The organism is Streptomyces canus 299MFChir4.1 (assembly GCF_000383615.1).
In the GTDB taxonomy this organism is placed as follows: domain Bacteria; phylum Actinomycetota; class Actinomycetes; order Streptomycetales; family Streptomycetaceae; genus Streptomyces; species Streptomyces canus_C.
Genome location: NZ_KB911584.1, coordinates 57,903 through 77,937, shown reverse-complemented (window position 1 = coordinate 77,937; position 20,035 = coordinate 57,903). Strand labels below are relative to the sequence as shown.

Genomic DNA, 20,035 nt, shown 5'->3' with positions numbered 1-20,035 from the left:
TTCAGTCCGGCAGCGGAGTGAGGAGCATGCGGCCCGCGAATCCCACCGCCGTGTCGAGGCGCTCGGTGAACTCCCCGGCCACGTCGGGCAGTCCGCGCAGGGCCCACAGCGCCCGGGCCGCGGTCCAGGTGGCGTCGCGGGCGCGCTCCAGGCTCCAGGAGCCCAGCAGATGGGTGAGCGGGTCGGCGATCTGGAGGAGGTCGGGGCCCGGCATCAGATCTTCGCGGATGCGCTCCTCCAGCGAGACGAGGAGATCGCCCACGCGGTCGAACTCGTCCTCCACGTCCGCGGGTTCGCAGTCGAGGCTACGACAGGTGTCCACCACGGCGAGCGCCAGGTCGTGCCCGATGTGCGCGTTGATGCCCGCGAGCGCGAACTGAAGTGGTCGTACGCCGGGATGCCGACGGAACTGGAACAGTGGCCGCCAGCAGGCCGGTGGACGGTGCTCACGGGCCGCCGCGTCCACCGCCGCGAGATAGCGCTCGGCGAACCGCACGTCCAGCGTGATCGCGGCCCGCGCGTCCGCGAACCGGCCCCCGTCGACGCACCGGTCGACCGCCTCGGTGACGGCGAGGTAGACGCGGTTGAAGACCGCTACGCCGTCCCGTTCGGGCAGGTCCTCGTGCAGGGCGCGCATACGGGAGACGACCGTGTCGAGGGGAGTGGTGAACTGTTCCAATTGCGCCATAGCGGCAGGGTCCCAGTCCTAGGCTGGCCGGGGTACCGGCGGGCCCGACGCTTCCCCAGAACGGGGGAACGCGACCGTCGCGCGAGGGGGGAGCGCCAGGGTGGCAGGCTCACGTGCCCAGCGGCTGGCCGCGCGCCGCGCCGCGCGCAGATGTGCCACGGGCCGCGGCGTGCTGGTCGCGGCGGCCTCCGCGGTGGTCGCCGTCGGCACCGCGACCGGGATGCTCTCCGCGCTCGACGACCGGCACGGCTCCGACGAGGCGCGGCCCGGGCTCGTCAGCGGCTCCCAGAGCCGGAGTTCGCCGTCCGCCGTGCCGTCGGCGTCCCGGCCGGCTTCTCCCTCCGCGTCTCCCTCCGCCTCGGCTTCGGGGGACGGGAAGGCGAGTGCGTCCCCGTCCCCCAGGAAGGCGAGCACCGGTTCCACGAAGGCCCGCCCGACCACCGCCACCCGCCTCTACCGCTACCCCGCGTCCCAGGTCTTCGACTGGGTGCGGGACCACCCGCGCGACTGGCGCGCCGACGTCATAGCGGCCCGCATCGCCGACCGGCCGGCCGCGGTCTGGTTCGCCGACTACACGCCGACGACCATCGCCTCCCGGGTCCGCGCGGTCACCTCGGGCGGTGCCGCGCAGGGCCGGGTCCCGGTGCTGGTGCCGTACGCGATCCCGGACCGCGACTGCGGCGGCGCCTCCCAGGGCGGGGCACCGGACCTCGGCGCGTACGACGCCTGGATCGACCGGTTCGCCGCGGGCATCGGTTCCGCCGAGGTCGTCGTCGTCCTGGAACCGGACTCGATCGCCCAGTCCGACTGCCTCTCGGACGCCGGGCGCGCCGACCGCTTCGCCTCGCTGGCCCGCGCGGGCCGCGTCCTGAAGGCCGCGAACCCCGAGGCCCGCGTCTACTACGACGCCGGTCACTCCGGTTGGCGTCCGGCGTCCGAGCAGGCGGCCCTGCTCAAACAGGCGGGCGCCGCCTCGGCCGCCTCCTCCGACGGGATCTTCAGCAACGTCTCCAACTTCCACACCACGTCCACCGAGATCGCCTACGACCGCCGGGTCCTCGACGCCCTGGCCGGACCACCGACCCTGGGCGCCGTCATCGACACCAGCCGCAACGGCAACGGCGCCCCGCCCGACGGCGAGTGGTGCGACCCCGCGGGCCGGAAGATCGGCCGGCCCCCGACTCTGAGCACCGGCGAGGCGAAGATCGACGCCTACCTGTGGGTGAAGCTGCCGGGGGAGTCGGACGGCTGCCGGGGCACACCGGGCACGTTCAGCCCGTCGTACGCCTATGACCTGGCCTCACCGTAGGCGGGCCGGCACGCCAGGCGGGGTGAGCGGCCGCTTAGGATAGGGGTCGTTGCCGTATACACCCAGGAGTTCCGCCGTGACCGCCGAAGCCACCCTCGTCCCCGCCCTGTCCTACGGACGGCTGATGCCGGTCACCGTCCACTTCGACGACCTGGACGCGCTGGGCATGCTCCACAACGCCCGCTACCCGCTGCTCGTCGAGCGGGCCTGGGCCGAGTTCTGGGACGGGCACGGCATCCGCTTCGACGGTGACTGGGCGAGCGCCGGGGACGCCTGCAACGTCGTCAAGGAGCTGCTGATCGGCTACGAGGCCCCCGTCACCCGGACCGGCCCCTACGCCGTCCACCTCTGGCTGGAGCGGCTCGGCACCACCGGCCTGACCTACGGTTTCCGGTTCTGCTCCGCGGACGGGGTCACGACGTACGCGCGCGGCACCCGCGTCCTGGTCCGGCTGGACCCGCAGACGCTGCGCCCCACGCCGTGGAGCGAGGGCTTCAGGGCCGCCGGTCGGGAACTGCTGCGGCCGCAGGACTGACCTTCGGGCGGTCGCGGTCGCCGGCGCGCAGCACACCCGCGAAGGCCACGAGGCCGCCGGCCAGGACGGTCACCAGGACGAACGAGACCATCAGGCTCGTGGCCTGGGCCAGCGTGCCGATCGCGCTCGGGGCGATCAGCCCCGAGGTGTAGGTGATCGTGGCGACCCCGGCGATCGCCAGACTGGGGTTGGACCCGCTGCGGCCCGCCGCGGCGAAGCACAGCGGTACCACCACCGCGATACCGAGCCCCATCAGCGCGAACCCGCCCATCGCCACGGCCGGATGGTTCGCGACCACGATGAGGAGGCCGCCGAGCACGGCCAGTGCCCCGCTCGCCCGGACCGTGCGCACCGAACCGAACCGGTCCACGATCCGGTCGCCGACCAGCCGCGCGACCGCCATGGTGAACGTGAAACCGGTGGTGCACGCGGCCGCGAGTCCGGCCGAGGTCTCCAGCTGGTCTCGCAGATAGACCGCCGACCAGTCCAGGCTCGCGCCCTCCGCGAACACCGCGCAGAACCCCACCGCGCCGATCAGCAGCGCCGACTTCGGGGGCAGCGCGAACCGGGGCGGCGGCTCCTCGTCCTCGGTGGGCTGGAGGTCCAGCACCCAGCGGCAGAAGAACAGGCCGAGCAGGGTGAGGGTGACCGACGCGAGCACGTGGTGCAGACGGGCGTCCGAGCCCAGATGGGCTGCGAGGGTGCCGGCCGCCGAGCCGATCAGGGCACCCGCGCTCCACATGCCGTGCAGTCCGGACATGATCGAGCGGCCCAGCCGGTTCTCCACCTCGACGCCGAGCGCGTTCATCGCCACGTCCGCCATGCCGGCGGTGGCGCCGTAGACGAACAGGGCCAGGCAGAGCGTGAGGAGGTTCGGGGCCAGGGAGGGCAGCACCAGGGCCAGCGTCCACAGGGAGATCAGACCGCGCAGGGCGTTCCGGGCGCCGAAGCGGTGACTGACGCTTCCCGCCAGCGGCATCGCCACGGAGGCGCCGAGCGCGGGGAAGGCGAGCGCGAGCCCCAGCTGGCCGGCGCTCACCGAGGCATGGTCCTGGATCCACGGCACCCGGGTCGCGAACGACCCGGTCACGGCCCCGTGCACGGCGAACACGGCGGCCACGGCGTACCGGGCCCGCCGTACCTCTGCCGGCGCGTACACCACATCGCTCATGGTCGGGCCCCTCCCGGATCCTCGTCCTGCCCATGCTGCCGCCGTAAACTATCAGGAACCCTGCCTGATAGATAGCGCATATTCGGCACTGTGGATCTGAGAGGATTCCCGGCATGCCCGCATCCCCGAGCACCGCCCGGGCCATCAACGACCGGCTCGCCCTGCGCCTGCTCCAGCAGGAAGGCCCGCTGACGGCAGGGCAGTTGAAGCAGCTCACCGGACTGTCCCGGCCGTCCGTCGCCGACCTCGTCGAGCGCCTCGCCGCCGCCGGACTGATCGACGTGGTCGGGGAGTCGGGGGAGCAGCGCCGCGGCCCGAACGCGAAGCTGTACGGCATTGTCGCCGACCAGGCCCACCTCGCGGCCCTCGACGTCCGCACCGAGGGCGTCTCCGTCGTGGTCTCCGATCTGCTGGGCGGGGTGCTGGCCGAGGCGTCGGTGCCCATCGGCGGGGACACGGGGACCGGGCCCGCGGTCGAGCAGGCCGTCGCGCTGGTCGAGCGGGCGGCGAAGGAGGCGGGGGTGCCCGGACTCCACACCGTCGGCATCGGCGCCCCCGGCCTGATCGACCCGGCCACGGGTGAACTCCGCGACTCCGGCGGCCTGCCCGCCTGGCACCGGCGACTGGTGCTGGCGCTGCAGGAGCGGCTCCCGGAGACCCGCGTCCATGTAGAGAACGAGACCAACCTCGCGGCGCTGGCGGAACAGCGCGACGGGGTGGCCCAGGACCGGGACACCTTCGTGCTGCTGTGGCTCGGGCACGGCACGGGCGCGGCCGTCGTCCTGGAGGGCACCCTGCGCCGGGGCGCGTCGGGCGGCACGGGGGAGATCGGTTTCCTGCCCGTGCCGGGCACGGGGGGACTGCCGTCGGCCGTGGACTGCGAGGGGGGCTTCCACTCCCTGGCGGGCTCGGCGGCGATCGTGGCCCTGGCGGAGCGGCACGGGCTGACCGTCGAGGCGCAGGGGTACGAGCCGCTGGCCGCGGGGGTGGTTCGGGACGCGGTGGCGCGTGCGGGAGCGGGGGTGAGCGCGGCGACGGTAGCGGGGGCGAGTGCCGCGACGGACTTCCTGGACGCCCTCGCCGACCGCCTGGCCGTGGGAGTCGCCGCGGTCGTGGCCATCCTCGACCCGGGCTGCCTGGTGCTGGCCGGGGAGGTCGGCCAGGCCGGTGGAGCGGACCTCGCGGCGAGAGTGGAGCGACGGGTCCGCCGTATGTCACCGCTGTTCACCGAGGTGCGGGCTAGCGCGCTGGGAGGAGGGGCGGTCCTGCGGGGCGCTCTGCTCACGGCGAGAGAGAGGGCTCAGGACGAGTTGTTCGCGCCTCTCCGGAAGCGCGGGGCTCTGCCCTAGCACGCGGTTCCGCCGCGCGGACGCGATCGGCTCCCGCCGGCCCGCAGGGAGTCCCCGAACGTCCCCTTCCTTGCGGCCTGTTCGGGCGTGAGATGCCCACCCGCCCGCAGATGGGCGCGCGCCGGATCGGCGAGCCTGCGCACCTGGGGCCCGCCCGGACGCACTCTCACCAGGGAAGGAGACCCGGCGGCGGGCAAGGGCCGTCGTCACCGCCGCCGGGCCCGTCTCTACGGGTGTCCACGCACAGCGACCCTAAAAAGGACTAGACCATTACGTCAATGGATCTGCGCCATCCGCCTGTTGGGAACCGGGCCGGAGGTCGCCCTGACAAGTCCATCGGTACCGTCTGTGAGCCACCCCACATCCATCACCTGTATGGACATCGATCAGGCGTGGCAGACTGGCCCTGTACCAGAAGCAGCGCACTCCGGGGTCGGTGAAAGTCCGAACCGGCGGTTACAGTCCGCGACCCGGCCGCTTCCAGCGGCCGGTTGACCAGGTGAAATTCCTGGACCGACGGTTAAAGTCCGGATGGGAGGCAGTGCGCGGCGGGCGGGCATTCGTGCGCGCCGCCGTATCCGTTCGTCCTGAGGGACGAGTGCGTCCGGCGTCGCCCCCGGTGTTCCCGCTCGTCCATTCTGTCGTCATCGACAGCCCCGGAGTCCGTGCCCCAAGAGGCAGGGAGGACCCGGGAAGTGTTCACCGGAATCGTCGAAGAGCTGGGCGAGATCACCGCCGTCGAGAACCTCGGCGACGCCTGTCGCTTCCGACTGCGCGGCCCCGTCGTCACCGAGGGCGCGAAACACGGGGACTCCATCGCCGTCAACGGCGTCTGCCTCACCGTCGTCGACCACGAGGGCGACGAGTTCACCGCCGACGTGATGGCCGAAACCCTCGACCGCTCCAGCCTCGGTGCCCTGGGCGTCGGCTCCCGCGTCAACCTCGAACGCCCCACGGCCGTGGGCGCGCGCCTCGGCGGACACATCGTCCAGGGGCATGTGGACGGCACCGGCGAGGTCCTGGAGCGCAAGCCCTCCGAGAACTGGGAGATCATCAAGATCTCGCTCCCCGCCGACCTCTCGCGGTACGTCGTCGAGAAGGGCTCCATCACGGTCGACGGCATCAGCCTCACCGTCGTGGACGCCGGCCCCGACTACTTCACCGTGAGCCTCATCCCCACCACCCTCGCCCTGACCACGCTCGGCCTCAAGCAGCCCGGCGCCCCGGTCAACCTCGAGGTCGACGTCGTGGCCAAGTACGTCGAGCGCCTGCTCGCGAGCGGTCAGGGGGCGGGGAAGTGAACTCCCTCAACACCGAGGCCTTCACCCTGTTCGGCCAGCACATCCTCTGGTCGGACATGATCGGCAACATCCTCGGCCTCATCGCCCTCGCCCTCGGCTGGCGGCGCAACCTGTGGAGCTGGCCGGTGCAGTTCGCCTCCGGCCTCATCCTCTTCGGCGCCTTCTACGGGCACCTCACCGGCAGCGCCGGCAAGCAGGCCGTCGTCATGGTCGTCGCCCTGTACGGCTGGTGGCAGTGGAACCGCAACAAGGGGCAGTCCGGCGACGGACACATCGCACCGCGGTTCGCCACCTGGGCCGAACGCGCCTCGATGATCAGCGCGGCCGCCGTCGGCACCGTCGCGGTCGCCCTGCTCTTCAAGGCCTACCCGAGCCTGTCCTGGGACCCCTGGCCGGACGCCTACATCTTCGTCGGCACCGTCGTCGCCATGTACGCCCAGGCGCGCGGCATGGTCGAGTTCTGGTTCGCCTGGCTCCTCGTCGACCTCGTCGGCGTCCCGCTGAACTTCGCCAACGGCTACGCCTTCTCCGGCTTCGTCTACGTCATCTACGGCGCGCTCGTCCTGTGGGGCATGCGCGACTGGTGGCTGCGCTCCCGTGAGTCCGCGCGGCCCGTCATGGAAGGAGCGCCGGCATGACCGCCGCACCGATTCTCTACAGCACCGACGGGTTCGAGGACTTCGCGCTGGACCCCGTCGAGCAGGCCATCGCCGACATCGCGGCCGGCCGGCCGATCGTGGTCGTCGACGACGAGGACCGCGAGAACGAGGGCGACCTGGTCGTCGCCGCCGAGAAGGTCACCCCCGAGATCGTCGCCTTCATGATGAGCGAGTGCCGCGGCCTGATCTGCGCCCCCATGGAGGGCGACGAACTGGACCGGCTCAAGCTGCCTCAGATGGTCGACGACAACACCGAGTCGATGAAGACCGCGTTCACCGTCTCCGTGGACGCCTCCGGCGCCCACGGCGTGACCACCGGGATCTCGGCATCCGACCGCGCGACCACGCTCCAGCTCCTCGCGAACGGCGACGCCGCTCCCACCGACTTCGTCCGCCCCGGCCACATCTTCCCGCTGCGCGCCAAGGACGGAGGCGTCCTCACCCGCAACGGCCACACCGAGGCCGCCGTCGACCTCGCCCGGCTCGCGGGACTGCGCCCCGCCGGCGCGATCGTCGAGATCGCCGGCGAGGACGGCCGGATGCTGCGGCTGCCCGAGCTGATCCCCTTCGCCCGCAAGCACGGCCTGACGATCATCTCCATCGAGGACCTGATCGCCTACCGCCGCAGCAGCGAGCCCACGGTCCGCCGCGAGGCCGAGACCCGGCTGCCCACCGCCCACGGCACCTTCACGGCGTACGGCTACCGCTCCACCGTCGACGGCGTCGAGCACGTGGCTCTCGTCCACGGCGAGATCGGCGACGGCGAGGACGTCCTGGTCCGCCTCCACTCCGAGTGCCTCACCGGCGACATCTTCGGCTCCCTGCGCTGCGACTGCGGCCCCCAGCTCGACGCCTCCCTGGAGCGCATCCAGGAGGAGGGCAGGGGAGTGGTGGTCTACCTGCGCGGCCACGAGGGGCGCGGCATCGGCCTGCTCTCCAAGCTGCGGGCGTACGAACTCCAGGAACAGGGCCACGACACCCTCGACGCCAACCTGGAGCTCGGCCTGCCCGCCGACGCCCGGGACTACGGCGCCGGCGCGCAGATCCTTCAGGACCTCGGTGTCCGCGGCCTGCGCCTGATGACCAACAACCCCGACAAGTCCGACGCCCTCCTGCGCCACGGACTCAAGGTCACCGGGCGGGAGCCGATGCCCGTACAGGCGGGTGAGCACAACCTCCGCTACCTGCGCACCAAGCGGGACCGGATGGGCCACGACCTTCCCTGGCTGGACACCAACCCGGTGTCCACCTGCAGCAACCAGTAAGCACTTCGAGGAGAGTCCAGAACGTGAGCGGCAAGGGTGCACCGGAGCTGTCCGTACGCAACGTGGGTGACCTTCGGGTCGCCGTCATCGCGGCGCAGTGGCACGAGAAGGTGATGGACGGACTGGTCGACGGCGCCCTGCGGGCCCTGCACGACCTGGGCATCGACGAGCCGACCCTGCTCAGGGTCCCCGGCAGCTGGGAGCTCCCGGTCGTCGCCAAGGTCCTCGCGGGCCGCGGCTACGACGCGATCGTCGCCCTCGGTGTCGTCATCCGCGGCGGCACCCCGCACTTCGAGTACGTGTGCCAGGGCGTCACCCAGGGCCTCACCCAGGTCTCGGTGGAGACCGGCGTCCCCGTCGGCATGGGCGTGCTGACCTGCGACACCGAGGAACAGGCCCTGGACCGCGCCGGCATCGAGGGCTCGAACGAGGACAAGGGGCACGAGGCGGTGACCGCCGCGGTGGCCACCGCGGCCACCCTCCGCTCAGTATCTGAACCGTGGCACTAGGTGGTCCGGGCTTACGCGTAAAGTGGGCGCCACCATGTCCAATAAGACGTTCGAGGAGCTCTTCACCGAGCTCCAGCACAAGGCCGCCAACGGCGATCCCGCCACTTCCCGCACCGCAGAGCTGGTCGGCAAGGGCGTCCATGCCATCGGCAAGAAGGTCGTCGAAGAGGCCGCCGAGGTCTGGATGGCCGCCGAGTACGAGGGCAAGGAGGCGGCCGCCGAGGAGATCTCGCAGCTGCTCTACCACGTCCAGGTGATGATGGTCGCGCGCGGGATCTCCCTCGACGACGTCTACGCCCACCTGTAAGCCACGCGCCGAAACCACCCCTGAGAGCAAAGGAAGCCGACCTCATGCTGCGCATCGCCGTCCCCAACAAGGGTTCCCTGTCAGGCCCTGCGGCGGACATGCTGCATGAGGCCGGCTACCAGCAGCGCCGCGAGTCCAAGGAACTGCGGATCGTCGACCCGGTCAACGACGTGGAGTTCTTCTACCTCCGCCCCCGGGACATCGCGATCTACGTCTCCTCCGGTCAGCTCGACATCGGCATCACCGGCCGTGACCTGCTGGTCGACTCCGGCGCCGACGCCGAGGAGATCCTCCCGCTCGGCTTCGCCCGCTCCACCTTCCGCTTCGCCTCCAAGCCGGGCACCGCGAACGGCGTCGAGGACCTCAAGGGCAAGACGGTCGCCACCTCCTACGAGGGGATCGTCGCCGGGCACCTCGCCGCGGGCGGCATCGACGCTTCCGTCGTCCACCTCGACGGCGCCGTCGAGACCGCGATCGAGCTCGGGGTCGCCGAGGTCATCGCGGACGTCGTCGAGACCGGCACCAGCCTGCGCAACGCGGGCCTGGAGGTGTTCGGCGAGCCCATCATGAAGTCCGAGGCCGTCGTCATCCGCCGCACCGGCGCCGACACCGAGGAGGCCGCGGAGTCGAAGGTCCAGCAGTTCCTGCGCCGCCTCCAGGGCGTCCTGGTGGCGCGGACGTACGTGATGATGGACTACGACTGCCGCGTCGAGCAGCTGGAGAAGGCCGTCGCGCTCACGCCGGGCCTGGAGTCGCCGACCGTCTCCCCGCTGCACAACGAGGGCTGGGTCGCCGTTCGCGCGATGGTCCCCGCCAAGGAGGCGCAGCGGATCATGGACGATCTGTACGACATCGGCGCGCGGGCCATCCTGACGACGGCCATCCACGCCTGCCGTCTGTGAGGGAAGTGCCGCAGATGTCCTCCGAACCGCCCACCCTCCCCGTCACCTTCCGGCCGGGCCGCACCCGTGCCGTGCTGATCACCGCGGGTGTCGCGATCTTCGTGACCATCACGGTGATCGCTCTCCTGCTGGAGCAGCTGGGCCCCGGCGAGCGCCTGAGCTTCATCTTCACCGCGGCCCTGCTCGCCGGTGTGCTGTTCCTGCTGGCGAGGGTGAAGGTCGTCGCCGACGAGTCCGGTGTCACCGTCCAGAACATCGCCGGCCGCCGGCATCTGGCGTGGGCCGAGATCATCCAGGTGAACCTCCGCCCGGGCGACCCCTGGGTCTTCCTGAACCTGAGTGACGGCACCAGCCTGCCCGCGCTCGGCATCCAGCCGGGCATCGCGAAACAGCAGGCCATCGCCGACGCGAAGGCCCTGCGGGCGCTCGCCGAGGCCCGCTCCACCGCCCGCTCCGACGAAGATCAGGGCTGACTCAGGGGCTTCCACCCTGCCGCAGTCGGCCATGTCTTGATTAATCTGTTGGCGGAGGCGTTTTTCCTTGCGCCTCCGCCTCTCGTTGTTCCTGCTACCCGAGGAGTGACTCCCTCCAGCGATGGACGGATCGTCCTGTAGTACCTGCGCCGCCCCCTCCCGAGATATCCCGCGAGATATCGAGGCGGCGGCATGACCATCCCCTTGCTGCTCCTGGGAGCGGCGTTCCTGCTGATTCTCGCCAACGGCTTCTTCGTGGCGGCCGAGTTCGGCCTCGTCACCGTCGAGGCCACGGACGCCGAGAAGGCCGCCGCGGAAGGCGACCGTCGTGCCCGCAGGGTCGCCGAGTCGCTCAAGGAGCTGTCGTTCCAGCTCTCCGGCACCCAGCTCGGCATCACCATCACCTCCCTCGTCGTCGGCATGCTCGCCGAACCGGCCCTCGCGCAGCTGCTGCACGGCCCGTTCACGGCCCTCGGCGTCCCCGAGGGCGCCGTCTCCGGCGTGGCCGTCGTCGTCGGCATGCTGCTCGCCTCGGCCGTGCAGATGGTGATCGGTGAACTCGTGCCCAAGAACTGGGCGGTGTCCAAGCCGATGCAGGTCGCCCGCTTCGTGGCCGGCCCGCAGCACGCTTTCGCCCGCCTGTTCCGGCCGGTGATCGCCGCTCTGAACGCGGTCGCCAACCGCCTCGTCCGCGCCCTCGGCATCGAGCCGGCCGACGAACTGGCCTCCGCCCGCACCCCCGGCGAGCTGGTCTCCCTGGCCCGCCACTCGGCCCAGGCGGGAACCCTGGAGCAGGACACCGCGGACCTGTTCGTGCGCACCCTCTCGCTCGCCGAGCTGACCGCGCAGCACGTCATGACCCCGCGCGTGAAGGTCAGCTCGCTCCAGGCCTCGGCCACCGCCGAGGACGTCGTCAACCTCACCCGCGCCACCGGCCTGTCCCGCTTCCCCGTCTACCGGGAGAAGATCGACGAGATCGTCGGCATGGTCCACCTCAAGGACGCCCTGGCCGTCCCGGTCCAGGACCGGCTGCGCACCCCCGTCGCCCGCATCGCCCGCCCGGCGCTGCTGGTGCCCGAGACCCTCCCCGTCCAGCCCCTCCTGGCCCAGCTGCGCAGCGAGCAGCCCATCGCCGTCGTCGTCGACGAGTACGGCGGCACCGCCGGCGTGGTCACCCTGGAGGACATCGTCGAGGAGATCGTCGGCGAGGTCCGCGACGAGCACGACGGTCAGGACGTCCCCGAACTCGCCGCCGCCCCGCCCGAGGACGGCCGCCTCGCCTGGGACGCCGACGGCAGCTGCCGGGTCGACATCCTCCAGCGCATAGGCCTCGACGTGCCCGAGGGGCCGTACGAGACCGTCGCCGGGCTGGTCGCCGACCTGCTCGGCCGTATCCCCGCCGTCGGCGACCGGGCCGAACTGCCCGGCTGGCGGCTCACCGTCCGCCAGGTCGGGCACTACCGTGCCGAGCGGGTCCGCCTGGTCCGCACGGTTCCTGCGGTCAACGTCATGGAGGCCGCCCGATGAGCGTGCTCCAACTCCTCTTCGCCGGGCTGCTCGTGCTCGCCAACGGCTTCTTCGTCGGCGCCGAGTTCGCGCTCGTCTCGGTGCGCCGCAGCCAGATCGAACCGCTCGGCACGGCACGGGCACGTCAGGTGCTGTACGGCCTTGAGCGGCTCCCCCAGATGATGGCGGCGGCCCAGTTCGGCATCACCGTGTGCTCGCTCACGCTCGGCGCGGTCGCCGAACCGACGGTCGCGCACCTGCTGGAGCCGGTCTTCGAGTGGATCCACCTGCCGCACGGCATGATCCACCCGCTGGGCTACGTCATCGCCCTGGCCGCGGTCGTCTTCTTCCATCTCGTCATCGGCGAGATGGTCCCGAAGAACCTCGCGATGGCGGCCCCGGAGAAGGTCGCGCTGTGGCTCAGCCCGGGCCTCGTCTACTTCGCCCGCCTCTGCAGGCCGATCACCCTCTCCCTCGGCGCCTGCGCCCGGGCCATCCTGCGGCTCTTCAACGTCGAGCCCAAGGACGAGGTCGAGGCCGTGTTCACCAGCGAACAGCTGAACCGGCTGGTGGAGGACTCCGGCCAGGCCGGCCTGCTGGACCCCGAGGAACAGGAACGCCTGGAGGACGCGCTGGAACTGGGCTCGCGCCCCGTGACGGACGTCCTGCTCAAGCGCGAGTCCCTGGTGACGGTGCGCCCCTCGGTGACCCCGGGCCAGATCATCGAACTCACCGGCCGTACCGGGTACTCACGCTTCCCGGTCGCCGCGGAGAACGGCGCCTTCATGGGGTACCTGCACGTGAAGGACGTACTGGACCTGGAGGACTCGCAGCGGGCGGTGCCCCAGCAGATCTGGCGGCCGATGACGAAGCTCAGGTCCGACCTGCCGCTCGACGACGCCCTCACGGTGATGCGGCGTGCGGCGACCCACCTCGCCCAGGTCGCGGACGGGTCCGGCAAGGTGCTGGGTCTGGTCGCCCTGGAGGACGTACTGGAGCTGCTGGTCGGCGAGGTCCGGGACCCCGCGCACCGGGACCTGCCGGAGGTCCGGGTCACCGAGCCTCGGAGCAGTGAGGAAGCGCTGGCGTCGTAGTTCTTCGGCTGCGGCCGAGTGGGGGCTATGGCGTGATTCCCCGCGCTGTGCCCACTGCTTTCAGGGGCGCGGGGAACTGCGCGACAAGCCCCCACCGGCCCGCAGCCAACGAACTACATCGCCGACGGATCCTGCGGCCCCCGCCCCGACAAGACCTCCCCGTACGCCTGCATCAGATCCGGCAGCCGCAGTGTCGACAAGTCGTCGCGGCTCAGCATCCCCGGATAGGTCGACAACCGGAGATCCCGATACGCGCAGCTCTTCTCGTAGAGCGTCCGCAGGAACCGCCCGTTGCCCAGCTCGTCGATCCAGCCCTGGTCCACCACGTGCCCGGCGATGGAGCGCAGCTCGTCCAGCGCCTCCTCGTCCCAGACGTCACCGTTCTCCGCCGCCAGCACCTCGCCGATGGAGGTGAGTTCGAGGGGACGGTACGACGGGAAGTCGACGCGGGTCGTGAAGCGGGAGGAGAGCCCCGGGTTGGCGCCGAGCAGACGGTCCATGCCCTCCGGGTAGCCCGCCAGGATCACGACCAGGTGGTCACGGTTGTCCTCGGCCCGCTTCAGCAGCACCTGGAGTGCCTCGTCGCCGTACGCGTCCCCCTTGCCGTAACCGGAGTTGGAGAGCGAGTACGCCTCGTCGACGAAGAGGACGCCACCGAGGGCCGAGTCGATCAGTTCGTTCGCCTTGACCGCGGTCTGGCCGAGGTACTCCCCGACGAGGTCTGCCCGCTGTGCCTCCACCAGATGGTCGCCGCCGAGCAGGCCGAGGGCGTAGAAGACGCGCCCGAGGATGCGGGCCACCGTGGTCTTGCCGGTGCCAGAGGGCCCGGAGAAGACGAAATGACGTTTGGGCGGCTGGACCGGCAGGCCCTGCCCGGCGCGCAGACGGGCCATGTTCAACTGGGCGGACAGGGCCTTGACCTGGCGCTTCACCGGCTCCAGCCCCACCATGCGCTCCAGCTCGGTGAGCGCCTCCTCCAGTAAGACGGGATCGGTGGGCCCCGCCGGCAGCGGCCCCGCCGGTACTCCGGACCGCTCGCGTCCGGCCGGGTCGGTCATCGGGGGCAGCGGACCGGTCGGCGGCGGCTCCGGGTCGGAGAGCTTCAGCTCCCGCCCCTCGACACCGAACAGCGGATCGATGCCGTCGGGTCCGTCCAGCACGTCCTGGCCGAACCCGGTGAGCGTGATCGCCGCGAGGTCGGCCGGGTCGTCGTACCCGTCGGCCTCGGCGATCGCGGCGAGCCGGGCGGAGGTGTCCATGAACGCGGGGTCGACGCGGTGCACGGCCCGGTAGAGGGGGAGCGCGGCCGCCGACCGGCCCGTCCCCTCGTGCGCCCGGGCCAGCCAGTACCGCAGCTCCTTGCGCTGGGGCTGCTCGCTGCGACAGCGCATCAGGGCCGCCGAGAGCAGCGGTTCGGCCTGGCCGTACATCTCCAGGCGGACCCGGGCCATGCCGCCGAACAGGCCGGCCTCGATGCCGAGCATGGCGTCGTCGATCAACGGGTCGGTGTGCCGGACCAGTTGATCCCAGTCCTTGACGAGATAGGCGCGGCAGGCGTGCAGAAAGCGGACCTGATGGTCGGTGTCCACCGGTGGCAGGCCCGCGAGGGCCCGGTCCAGCTCGGGGACATGCCGGCCGTCCAGCCAGTGCGAGGCGTGCGCGAGCAGCAGGTCGCGCGGGCTCTCCAGGACCGGTTGCACCCACCACCCCAGCCAGTACCAGGAGTTGAGGGTGCGTCGGTGCCGTGCGCGCTGTTCGCCGAAACGCTCGCGGTGCCGGAACATCCTGAGCAGCGCGGTCGTCGTGTCGACGCGCAGCGCGTGCAGTCCGAGCCAGCCGTCGGCCATCCCGGGATCGATCCGTACCGCGGCCCGGAACTCCTCCTCCGCCTGTGGATAGGCGCCCATCGTGTAGGCGTCCACACCTCGCAGCCAGGCGAGGTCGGCCGGGGCCTCGGGGCCCTGCGTGCCGAAATCCATCACGTCCCCCACAAACCGTGCCCCCGTGGTTTCACCACCGGGCCGACGCCCGGTGGCCGCCTTCGTCCAACCGCTGTGCCGCGGACCGGAGTTGCAACGGTGCGCAGCGCAGTCGTCCGTAGGTCGCACCGAGGGCATCGTACCTGCGGTGGTGTCGCTCGCCGTAGGGTGCCGTACAGGCCGTTTGGCGAGGTGGGAGCAGATGAGGCGCACCGCGGGTGGTGACCGAGGGTGAGCGAATCGCGCCTCACGGCGTCCGGAAATCCGTGTGAGGGCAGAACGAAGCCCCCGATCACGGGGGAACAACCGGGGGCTTCGCGACTGCGGGCGGCCTCGAACGGCCGCACATTCAGAACGTAAGACCTGTACGGCCCCTCGGTCAAGCGGAGTTGGGCGACTCAGGCAAGTTCCTACTGGTGGGTCTTCACAGGTTCAACACATTGCCGCCGGGCCGTCACCGTGGGTGACCTCGTGGTCCGGTCCAACGGTCCCGGCAGGCCCTTTGGTGAGCGTGTATCCCTTCTGGCACTGCCGTACCAGGAGGTCGGCGTAGGGCCGGGAGGGGTCTTCGGCGAAATGCCGTTGTTCCGCCGTGACCCATCCCTCCCAGAACTCCCGCTGTTCCACGCCGTCCCGGGAGCGGCCGCGTGCCCAGGACTCCTCGGGGGACAGCTCCATCCACAGCAGTCGGGCCAGGTACGGCCGCAGCGCGCGTCGGCCCGCGCCGACCCCCTCCAGGAGGATCACCGGCGCCGGCGGCAGGGCGCGGGACGGTCCGAAGCGGCGGGCGTGCCAGTCGTAGACGGCGTAGTGCGCGGTCTCGTCGCGGCCCAGCGGGGTGATCACCTCGTCCATCAGCCGCCCGGTCCAGTCGAACAGTTCGTCGTGGCTGGCGATGTCGTCGAGATGCAGCACCGGCGCGCCGCCGAGGGCGTCGGCCAACTGCCCGGCGAACGTGGACTTTCCGGAACCGGCGTGCCCGTCGACGCCGATCAGACGGACCGGGCCGCAGGACGGGGGCAGCCGGCGGAGCCGGGAGGCGAGGAAGTGGATGACGAGTTCCTGAAGCTGCTCATACGGATGGGCGGTCGGGCCCGTCCAGTCTAGTGAGGCGCCTGTGATCGCCGCCGGAACCGCAGCTTCCCAGGTCATGCCAGTGGACGAGACCAATATTCACGGGCGTGGCACGGGCCGAAGTGCTGGCAGGAGCATGCCGCCTCGTTCATAGTTGGCGCACAAACGTGCATCGGCCCGCTCCGAATCGGACACCTGGGGGTCTTCCCACCCATGAGCAGAGCCCAGCAGCCGTCCCGCAGAACCGTTCTGGCTGTCGCGGTCGCCGCCGCGGTGGCAGGCGTCGCGAGCCCCGCGACCGCCGCGGACAACACCGCCGCGGAACCCGACGACACCGCCGCCCGCACGGTCGACAACCACGCCTGGACCACCTACAGCGACTGGCGCGCCGGCACCGCCGACGGCACCCGCGCCGTCGCAGGACACCGCCCCGGGGTCGTGATCGGCGCTCCCGCGGGCACCACCGCGTACGCCGACCCGCACACCGGGACCACCGCCACCTGGGCGTACGCGACCTGGACCTCGCCGGTCCACCCGCTCGCCGTGCCCTCGACCGAGGTGATCGCCTCCTGGAACGCCCACACCCCGGCCGGCACCTGGATCCAGATCGAACTCCAGGGGACCTACTCCGACGGGACGGCCACCCCCTGGTACGTGATGGGCCGCTGGGCGGCCGGCGACGGGGACATCAAGCGGACCTCGGTCGACGACCAGACGGACGGCAAGAGCACGATCTGGACGGACACCTTCGCGATCGACGACGCGTCGACCGGGCTGCGCCTGGCCTCGTACCGGCTGCGGCTGACCCTGTACCGCAAGCCCGGCGCGACGAACACGCCGACCGTCTGGCGGGTCGGCGCGATGGGCTCGGACGTCCCGGACCGCTTCACCGTGCCGGCCACCGCGCCCGGGCTCGCCAAGGAGCTGATCGTCCCGCGCTACTCGCAGGAGATCCACAAGGGCCAGTACCCGGAGTACGACAACGGCGGCGAGGCATGGTGCAGCCCCACCTCCTCGCAGATGATCATCGAGCACTGGGGCGGCCGGCTCACCAAGGAGCAGCTGGCCTGGGTCGACCCGGCGTACGCCGACCCCCAGGTCTGCCACGCGGCCCGGTACACCTACGACTACCAGTACGCGGGCTGCGGCAACTGGCCGTTCAACGCGGCCTACGCGGCCACCTTCGACGACCTCCAGGGCGTGGTGACCCGGCTCGGCTCGCTCACCGACCTGGAGACGCTGATCGCGGCCGGCATCCCGGCCATAACGTCCCAGTCGTTCCTCAAGGAGGAGCTCACCGGGGCCGGTTACGGCACCTCGGGCCACCTGATGACGGTGATCGGCTTCACCGCCGAGGGCGATGTGATCGCCAACGACCCGGCCTCGCCCGGCGACGAGGCGGTGCGGCGCGTCTACAAGCGGCGCGAGTGGGAAAATATCTGGCTGCGCACCAAGCGGTACAACGCCAGTGGCAAGGTCGTCTCCGGCACCGGCGGCGTCTGCTATCTGTACTTCCCCGCCTGCCCGACCCCGCGCCAGCGCAAGGCGCTCGCGGCGGTGGGCGTGCGCTGAGCCGCCCCGCGACGGCCCCCGGCATCCGTCGGGGGCCGTTCGCTGTGACCAAGATCTCGGCCGCAAAAGCCGCGGAGAGTGGCAAGGTGGACGGATCGGCGGGGGGATCCGACCAGTACTTCCGAGATCAGCGAGACGCCATGACCGCACACTCTGCCACCGCCGCCCGCACCCGTACCGGCGGCCCCGAGGACCACGGTCCGAAGATCCTCGAACAGATCGCGGGCTGGGCCCTTGTCGCGGTGATCGCGATGCTCGTCACGCAGCTCGGTCTCCTGTGACCTGGTCCACAAGTGACCTGACATACTGCGGATGTCCCGCCGCCAGCCCGAGATCAGGGGCGAAAACTTGAATATCAGTGATCAGCGTGAAGCCGCCCGGCCGCGGGCCCGCGGCACCGAGCGCTCGGTTGCGCGCCGCGCCGAACTCATCGCCATCGGGCGGAAGTTGTTCGCGGACACGTCCTACGACGCGCTTTCCATGGACGACATCGCCAAGCAGGCGCATGTCGCCAAGGGGCTGATCTACTACTACTTCCAGTCCAAGCGGGGCTACTACCTGGCGATCATCCAGGACTCCGTCGCCGACCTGGTCACCTACGCGGCGAGCGGCCTGGAGATGGAACAGGTGGACCGCGTCCAGCGCACCCTGGACAGCTATCTCCGCTATGCCGAGCACAACCAGGCGGCCTACCGCACCGTCGTCAGCGGCGGTGTCGGTTTCGACGCCGAGGTGCACGCCATCCGGGACGGGGTGCGGGAGGCGATCGTCGCGACCATCGCCGAAGGGGCGTACGGCCGTACCGACATCTCCCCGCTGGCCCGCATGGGTCTGCTCGCCTGGGTGTGCAGTGTCGAAGGCGCCACCCTCGACTGGATCGGCGGCCCGCCCCAGCTCTCCCGCGACACCATGCGCGACCTGCTCGTGAAGACGCTCGGCGCCTCGATGCGCGCCATCGAGGAGATGGATCCGACCCACCCGGCTCCGGCACCGGCCCGCCGCGGCGACTGACGGCCACGAGTTGGGGCGGAGGCTCGTGGTCCCCCGCCCCAAGTCCCCCGTGGGACCGGTCAGTTCATGACCTGATCCCGGCTAGTTGATCGATTTGACCAGCTCGCCGTTCGAGGTGTCCCCGCTCAGTTCCCAGAAGAAGGTGCCGCCCAGGCCCTGCTGGTTCTTGTACGTCATCTTCGTCGCGATGGTCGCGGGGGTGTCGTAACTCCACCAGTCGTTCCCGCACTTGGCGTACGCGGTGCCGCCGACCGTCCCTGTCGCCGGGCACTTGGACTTCAGCACCTTGTAGTCGTCGATGCCCTGTTCGTAGGTGCCCGCCGCCGGGCCCGTCGCGGTGCCGCCCGGCGCCGACTGCGTCACGCCGGTCCAGCCGCGGCCGTAGAAGCCGATGCCGAGCAGCAGCTTCGAGGCCGGGACGCCGAGGCCCCTGAGCTTGGCGATGGTCGCCGAGGTGTAGTAACCGGCCCTCGGAATGCCGGAGTAGGAGTCGAGCGGCGAGTGCGGGGCCGTCGGTCCTGTCGCGTCCCAGGCGCCGAAGTAGTCGTACGTCATCGGGTTGTACCAGTCGACGTACTGGGCCGCGCCCGCGTAGTTCGCCGCCTCGATCTTGCCGCCGGCCGTGGCGTCCGCGGTGATCGCGGCGGTGACCAGCGAACCGCTCCCGAACTTCGCACGCAGCGCCGCCATCAGGTTCTTGAACGCCTCCCTGCCGCTGGTGTCACAGGTGTTGCCGCAGGCGTTCGGGTACTCCCAGTCGATGTCGATGCCGTCGAAGACGTCGGCCCACTTGGAGTTCTCGACCAGGTCGTAGCAGGACTGGGCGAACGCGGCGGGGTTGCGGGCGGCCTCGCCGAAGCCGCTCGACCAGGTCCAGCCGCCGAACGACCAGATGACCTTCAGGCCCGGGTGCTTCTTCTTCAGCTCGCGCAGCTGGTTGAAGTTGCCCCGCAGCGGCTGGTCCCAGGTGTCCGCGACCCCGTCCACGGACTCGGCCGCCGTGTAGGTCCGGTCGGTCGCCGCGTAGGCGTCGCCCATCGCGCACTTGCCGCCGGTGACGTTGCCGAAGGCGTAGTTGATGTGGGTCAGCTTCGCCGCCGAGCCGGAGGTCTCGATGTTCTTGACGTAGTACTTGCGGTCGTAGGTGCCCCATTCGGTGAAGTAGCCGACGACCTTGGAGCCGGCGGCCCTCGGTGTCGCCTCGGGGGCGGCCGCGGTGGCGCTGCTCGCGCCGGCCAGCAGGCCCGCGCCGAGGACCGCGCAGCACGCGGCGGAGATCAGCGCCCGGAAGCGGGCGCGGTGGGGAAGGTGCATCGGTGTCTCCTCGTGGG

Annotated in this window: 20 protein-coding genes and 1 riboswitch; of the genes, 15 read left to right on the top strand and 5 right to left on the bottom strand. The window is 71.1% G+C overall.

Annotated elements, in window-relative coordinates; genetic code table 11:
* Window position 1: 1 nt before the first annotated feature.
* Complete coding sequence (locus H293_RS0108300; protein WP_028807666.1) at window positions 2-688, bottom strand: DUF5995 family protein; 687 nt, start codon at window positions 686-688, stop codon at window positions 2-4.
* 220 nt (window positions 689-908) lie between these two features.
* Between H293_RS0108300 and H293_RS0108295 the strand changes: the two genes are divergently transcribed.
* Both H293_RS0108295 and H293_RS0108290 read left to right on the top strand, forming a co-directional pair.
* Entirely contained in the window at window positions 909-1,997 is a 1,089-nt protein-coding gene (locus H293_RS0108295; protein ID WP_397895339.1) for a glycoside hydrolase family 6 protein, read from the top strand.
* A 76-nt stretch (window positions 1,998-2,073) separates the two neighbouring features.
* Window positions 2,074-2,532, top strand: a complete 459-nt coding sequence (locus H293_RS0108290; RefSeq protein WP_020117413.1) for an acyl-CoA thioesterase — start codon at window positions 2,074-2,076, stop codon at window positions 2,530-2,532.
* On the opposite strand, the gene H293_RS0108285 is transcribed toward H293_RS0108290, so the two are convergent.
* On the bottom strand, window positions 2,492-3,703 hold the full coding sequence (locus H293_RS0108285) for an MFS transporter (RefSeq protein WP_028807664.1): 1,212 nt from the start codon (window positions 3,701-3,703) through the stop codon (window positions 2,492-2,494). The two genes, H293_RS0108290 and H293_RS0108285, sit on opposite strands and share 41 nt — an antisense overlap.
* A 113-nt stretch (window positions 3,704-3,816) precedes the next feature.
* Between H293_RS0108285 and H293_RS0108280 the strand changes: the two genes are divergently transcribed.
* The 10 genes from H293_RS0108280 (at window position 3,817) to H293_RS0108235 (ending at window position 13,068) form a co-directional block, all read left to right on the top strand.
* A complete protein-coding gene (locus H293_RS0108280; RefSeq protein WP_020117411.1) occupies window positions 3,817-5,052 on the top strand; it encodes an ROK family transcriptional regulator in 1,236 nt (411 codons plus the stop codon).
* 418 nt (window positions 5,053-5,470) lie between these two features.
* Window positions 5,471-5,601: riboswitch (FMN riboswitch) on the top strand.
* Window positions 5,602-5,747: 146 nt separating this feature from the next.
* Window positions 5,748-6,353: a riboflavin synthase gene (locus H293_RS0108275; protein ID WP_020117410.1), complete on the top strand. Its 606-nt coding sequence runs from the start codon at window positions 5,748-5,750 to the stop codon at window positions 6,351-6,353.
* Window positions 6,350-6,991 carry a nicotinamide mononucleotide transporter family protein gene (locus H293_RS0108270; protein ID WP_020117409.1) on the top strand — a complete coding sequence of 214 codons (642 nt, stop codon included), beginning with the start codon at window positions 6,350-6,352 and terminating at the stop codon, window positions 6,989-6,991. The genes H293_RS0108275 and H293_RS0108270 overlap by 4 nt, the downstream gene beginning before the upstream one ends.
* Complete coding sequence (locus H293_RS0108265; RefSeq protein ID WP_020117408.1) at window positions 6,988-8,277, top strand: bifunctional 3,4-dihydroxy-2-butanone-4-phosphate synthase/GTP cyclohydrolase II; 1,290 nt, start codon at window positions 6,988-6,990, stop codon at window positions 8,275-8,277. Before H293_RS0108270 ends, H293_RS0108265 begins: the two co-directional genes overlap by 4 nt.
* Window positions 8,278-8,300: 23 nt before the next feature.
* A complete protein-coding gene (gene ribH, locus H293_RS0108260) occupies window positions 8,301-8,786 on the top strand; it encodes a 6,7-dimethyl-8-ribityllumazine synthase (protein ID WP_020117407.1) in 486 nt (161 codons plus the stop codon).
* Between the two features lie 34 nt (window positions 8,787-8,820).
* Window positions 8,821-9,093, top strand: coding sequence for a phosphoribosyl-ATP diphosphatase (locus H293_RS0108255; RefSeq protein ID WP_020117406.1), 273 nt, complete (start codon window positions 8,821-8,823; stop codon window positions 9,091-9,093).
* Between the two features lie 44 nt (window positions 9,094-9,137).
* Window positions 9,138-9,995: an ATP phosphoribosyltransferase gene (gene hisG / locus H293_RS0108250; protein ID WP_020117405.1), complete on the top strand. Its 858-nt coding sequence runs from the start codon at window positions 9,138-9,140 to the stop codon at window positions 9,993-9,995.
* A 14-nt stretch (window positions 9,996-10,009) separates the two neighbouring features.
* Entirely contained in the window at window positions 10,010-10,468 is a 459-nt protein-coding gene (locus H293_RS0108245) for a PH domain-containing protein (RefSeq protein ID WP_020117404.1), read from the top strand.
* 192 nt (window positions 10,469-10,660) lie between these two features.
* On the top strand, window positions 10,661-11,995 hold the full coding sequence (locus tag H293_RS0108240; protein ID WP_020117403.1) for a hemolysin family protein: 1,335 nt from the start codon (window positions 10,661-10,663) through the stop codon (window positions 11,993-11,995).
* The gene (locus tag H293_RS0108235) at window positions 11,992-13,068 is read left to right on the top strand and encodes a hemolysin family protein (RefSeq protein WP_020117402.1); all 1,077 of its coding nucleotides are present in this window, start codon (window positions 11,992-11,994) and stop codon (window positions 13,066-13,068) included. The genes H293_RS0108240 and H293_RS0108235 overlap by 4 nt, the downstream gene beginning before the upstream one ends.
* A gap of 113 nt (window positions 13,069-13,181) precedes the next feature.
* Here H293_RS0108235 and H293_RS0108230 read toward each other — a convergent pair whose 3' ends face one another.
* Together H293_RS0108230 and H293_RS0108225 are read right to left on the bottom strand one after the other, a co-directional pair.
* Complete coding sequence (locus H293_RS0108230) at window positions 13,182-15,047, bottom strand: AAA family ATPase (protein WP_020117401.1); 1,866 nt, start codon at window positions 15,045-15,047, stop codon at window positions 13,182-13,184.
* 432 nt (window positions 15,048-15,479) lie between these two features.
* Window positions 15,480-16,199: a uridine kinase family protein gene (locus H293_RS0108225; RefSeq protein ID WP_020117400.1), complete on the bottom strand. Its 720-nt coding sequence runs from the start codon at window positions 16,197-16,199 to the stop codon at window positions 15,480-15,482.
* 135 nt (window positions 16,200-16,334) lie between these two features.
* On the opposite strand from H293_RS0108225, the gene H293_RS0108220 reads away from it, so the two are divergent.
* The 3 genes from H293_RS0108220 to H293_RS0108210 all read left to right on the top strand — a co-directional run bounded on the left by H293_RS0108220 (window position 16,335) and on the right by H293_RS0108210 (window position 18,704).
* Window positions 16,335-17,693, top strand: a complete 1,359-nt coding sequence (locus tag H293_RS0108220) for a peptidase C39 family protein (protein ID WP_020117399.1) — start codon at window positions 16,335-16,337, stop codon at window positions 17,691-17,693.
* 140 nt (window positions 17,694-17,833) lie between these two features.
* On the top strand, window positions 17,834-17,974 hold the full coding sequence (locus H293_RS57170; RefSeq protein ID WP_020117398.1) for an SCO1431 family membrane protein: 141 nt from the start codon (window positions 17,834-17,836) through the stop codon (window positions 17,972-17,974).
* 67 nt (window positions 17,975-18,041) lie between these two features.
* On the top strand, window positions 18,042-18,704 hold the full coding sequence (locus H293_RS0108210; RefSeq protein ID WP_028807662.1) for a TetR/AcrR family transcriptional regulator: 663 nt from the start codon (window positions 18,042-18,044) through the stop codon (window positions 18,702-18,704).
* A gap of 81 nt (window positions 18,705-18,785) precedes the next feature.
* Here the strand turns inward: H293_RS0108210 and H293_RS0108205 are convergent, their stop codons facing one another.
* Window positions 18,786-20,018 (bottom strand): glycoside hydrolase family 18 protein, encoded by a 1,233-nt coding sequence (locus tag H293_RS0108205; RefSeq protein WP_020117396.1) that lies wholly within the window; start codon window positions 20,016-20,018, stop codon window positions 18,786-18,788.
* Between the last annotated feature and the right edge of the window lie 17 nt (window positions 20,019-20,035).

Excerpts from the sequence above, each read along its gene's own strand:
- H293_RS0108245 (WP_020117404.1), top strand. The coding sequence starts at position 10,010 with ATGTCCTCCGAACCGCCCACCCTCCCCGTCACCTTCCGGCCGGGCCGC.
- hisG (WP_020117405.1), top strand. The coding sequence starts at position 9,138 with ATGCTGCGCATCGCCGTCCCCAACAAGGGTTCCCTGTCAGGCCCTGCG.
- H293_RS0108205 (WP_020117396.1), bottom strand. The coding sequence starts at position 20,018 with ATGCACCTTCCCCACCGCGCCCGCTTCCGGGCGCTGATCTCCGCCGCG.
- H293_RS0108295 (WP_397895339.1), top strand. The coding sequence starts at position 909 with ATGCTCTCCGCGCTCGACGACCGGCACGGCTCCGACGAGGCGCGGCCC.
- H293_RS0108235 (WP_020117402.1), top strand. The coding sequence starts at position 11,992 with ATGAGCGTGCTCCAACTCCTCTTCGCCGGGCTGCTCGTGCTCGCCAAC.
- H293_RS0108265 (WP_020117408.1), top strand. The coding sequence starts at position 6,988 with ATGACCGCCGCACCGATTCTCTACAGCACCGACGGGTTCGAGGACTTC.
- H293_RS0108240 (WP_020117403.1), top strand. The coding sequence starts at position 10,661 with ATGACCATCCCCTTGCTGCTCCTGGGAGCGGCGTTCCTGCTGATTCTC.
- H293_RS0108280 (WP_020117411.1), top strand. The coding sequence starts at position 3,817 with ATGCCCGCATCCCCGAGCACCGCCCGGGCCATCAACGACCGGCTCGCC.
- H293_RS0108225 (WP_020117400.1), bottom strand. The coding sequence starts at position 16,199 with ATGACCTGGGAAGCTGCGGTTCCGGCGGCGATCACAGGCGCCTCACTA.
- H293_RS0108220 (WP_020117399.1), top strand. The coding sequence starts at position 16,335 with ATGAGCAGAGCCCAGCAGCCGTCCCGCAGAACCGTTCTGGCTGTCGCG.
- H293_RS0108300 (WP_028807666.1), bottom strand. The coding sequence starts at position 688 with ATGGCGCAATTGGAACAGTTCACCACTCCCCTCGACACGGTCGTCTCC.
- H293_RS0108255 (WP_020117406.1), top strand. The coding sequence starts at position 8,821 with ATGTCCAATAAGACGTTCGAGGAGCTCTTCACCGAGCTCCAGCACAAG.
- H293_RS0108285 (WP_028807664.1), bottom strand. The coding sequence starts at position 3,703 with ATGAGCGATGTGGTGTACGCGCCGGCAGAGGTACGGCGGGCCCGGTAC.
- H293_RS57170 (WP_020117398.1), top strand. The coding sequence starts at position 17,834 with ATGACCGCACACTCTGCCACCGCCGCCCGCACCCGTACCGGCGGCCCC.
- H293_RS0108230 (WP_020117401.1), bottom strand. The coding sequence starts at position 15,047 with ATGGATTTCGGCACGCAGGGCCCCGAGGCCCCGGCCGACCTCGCCTGG.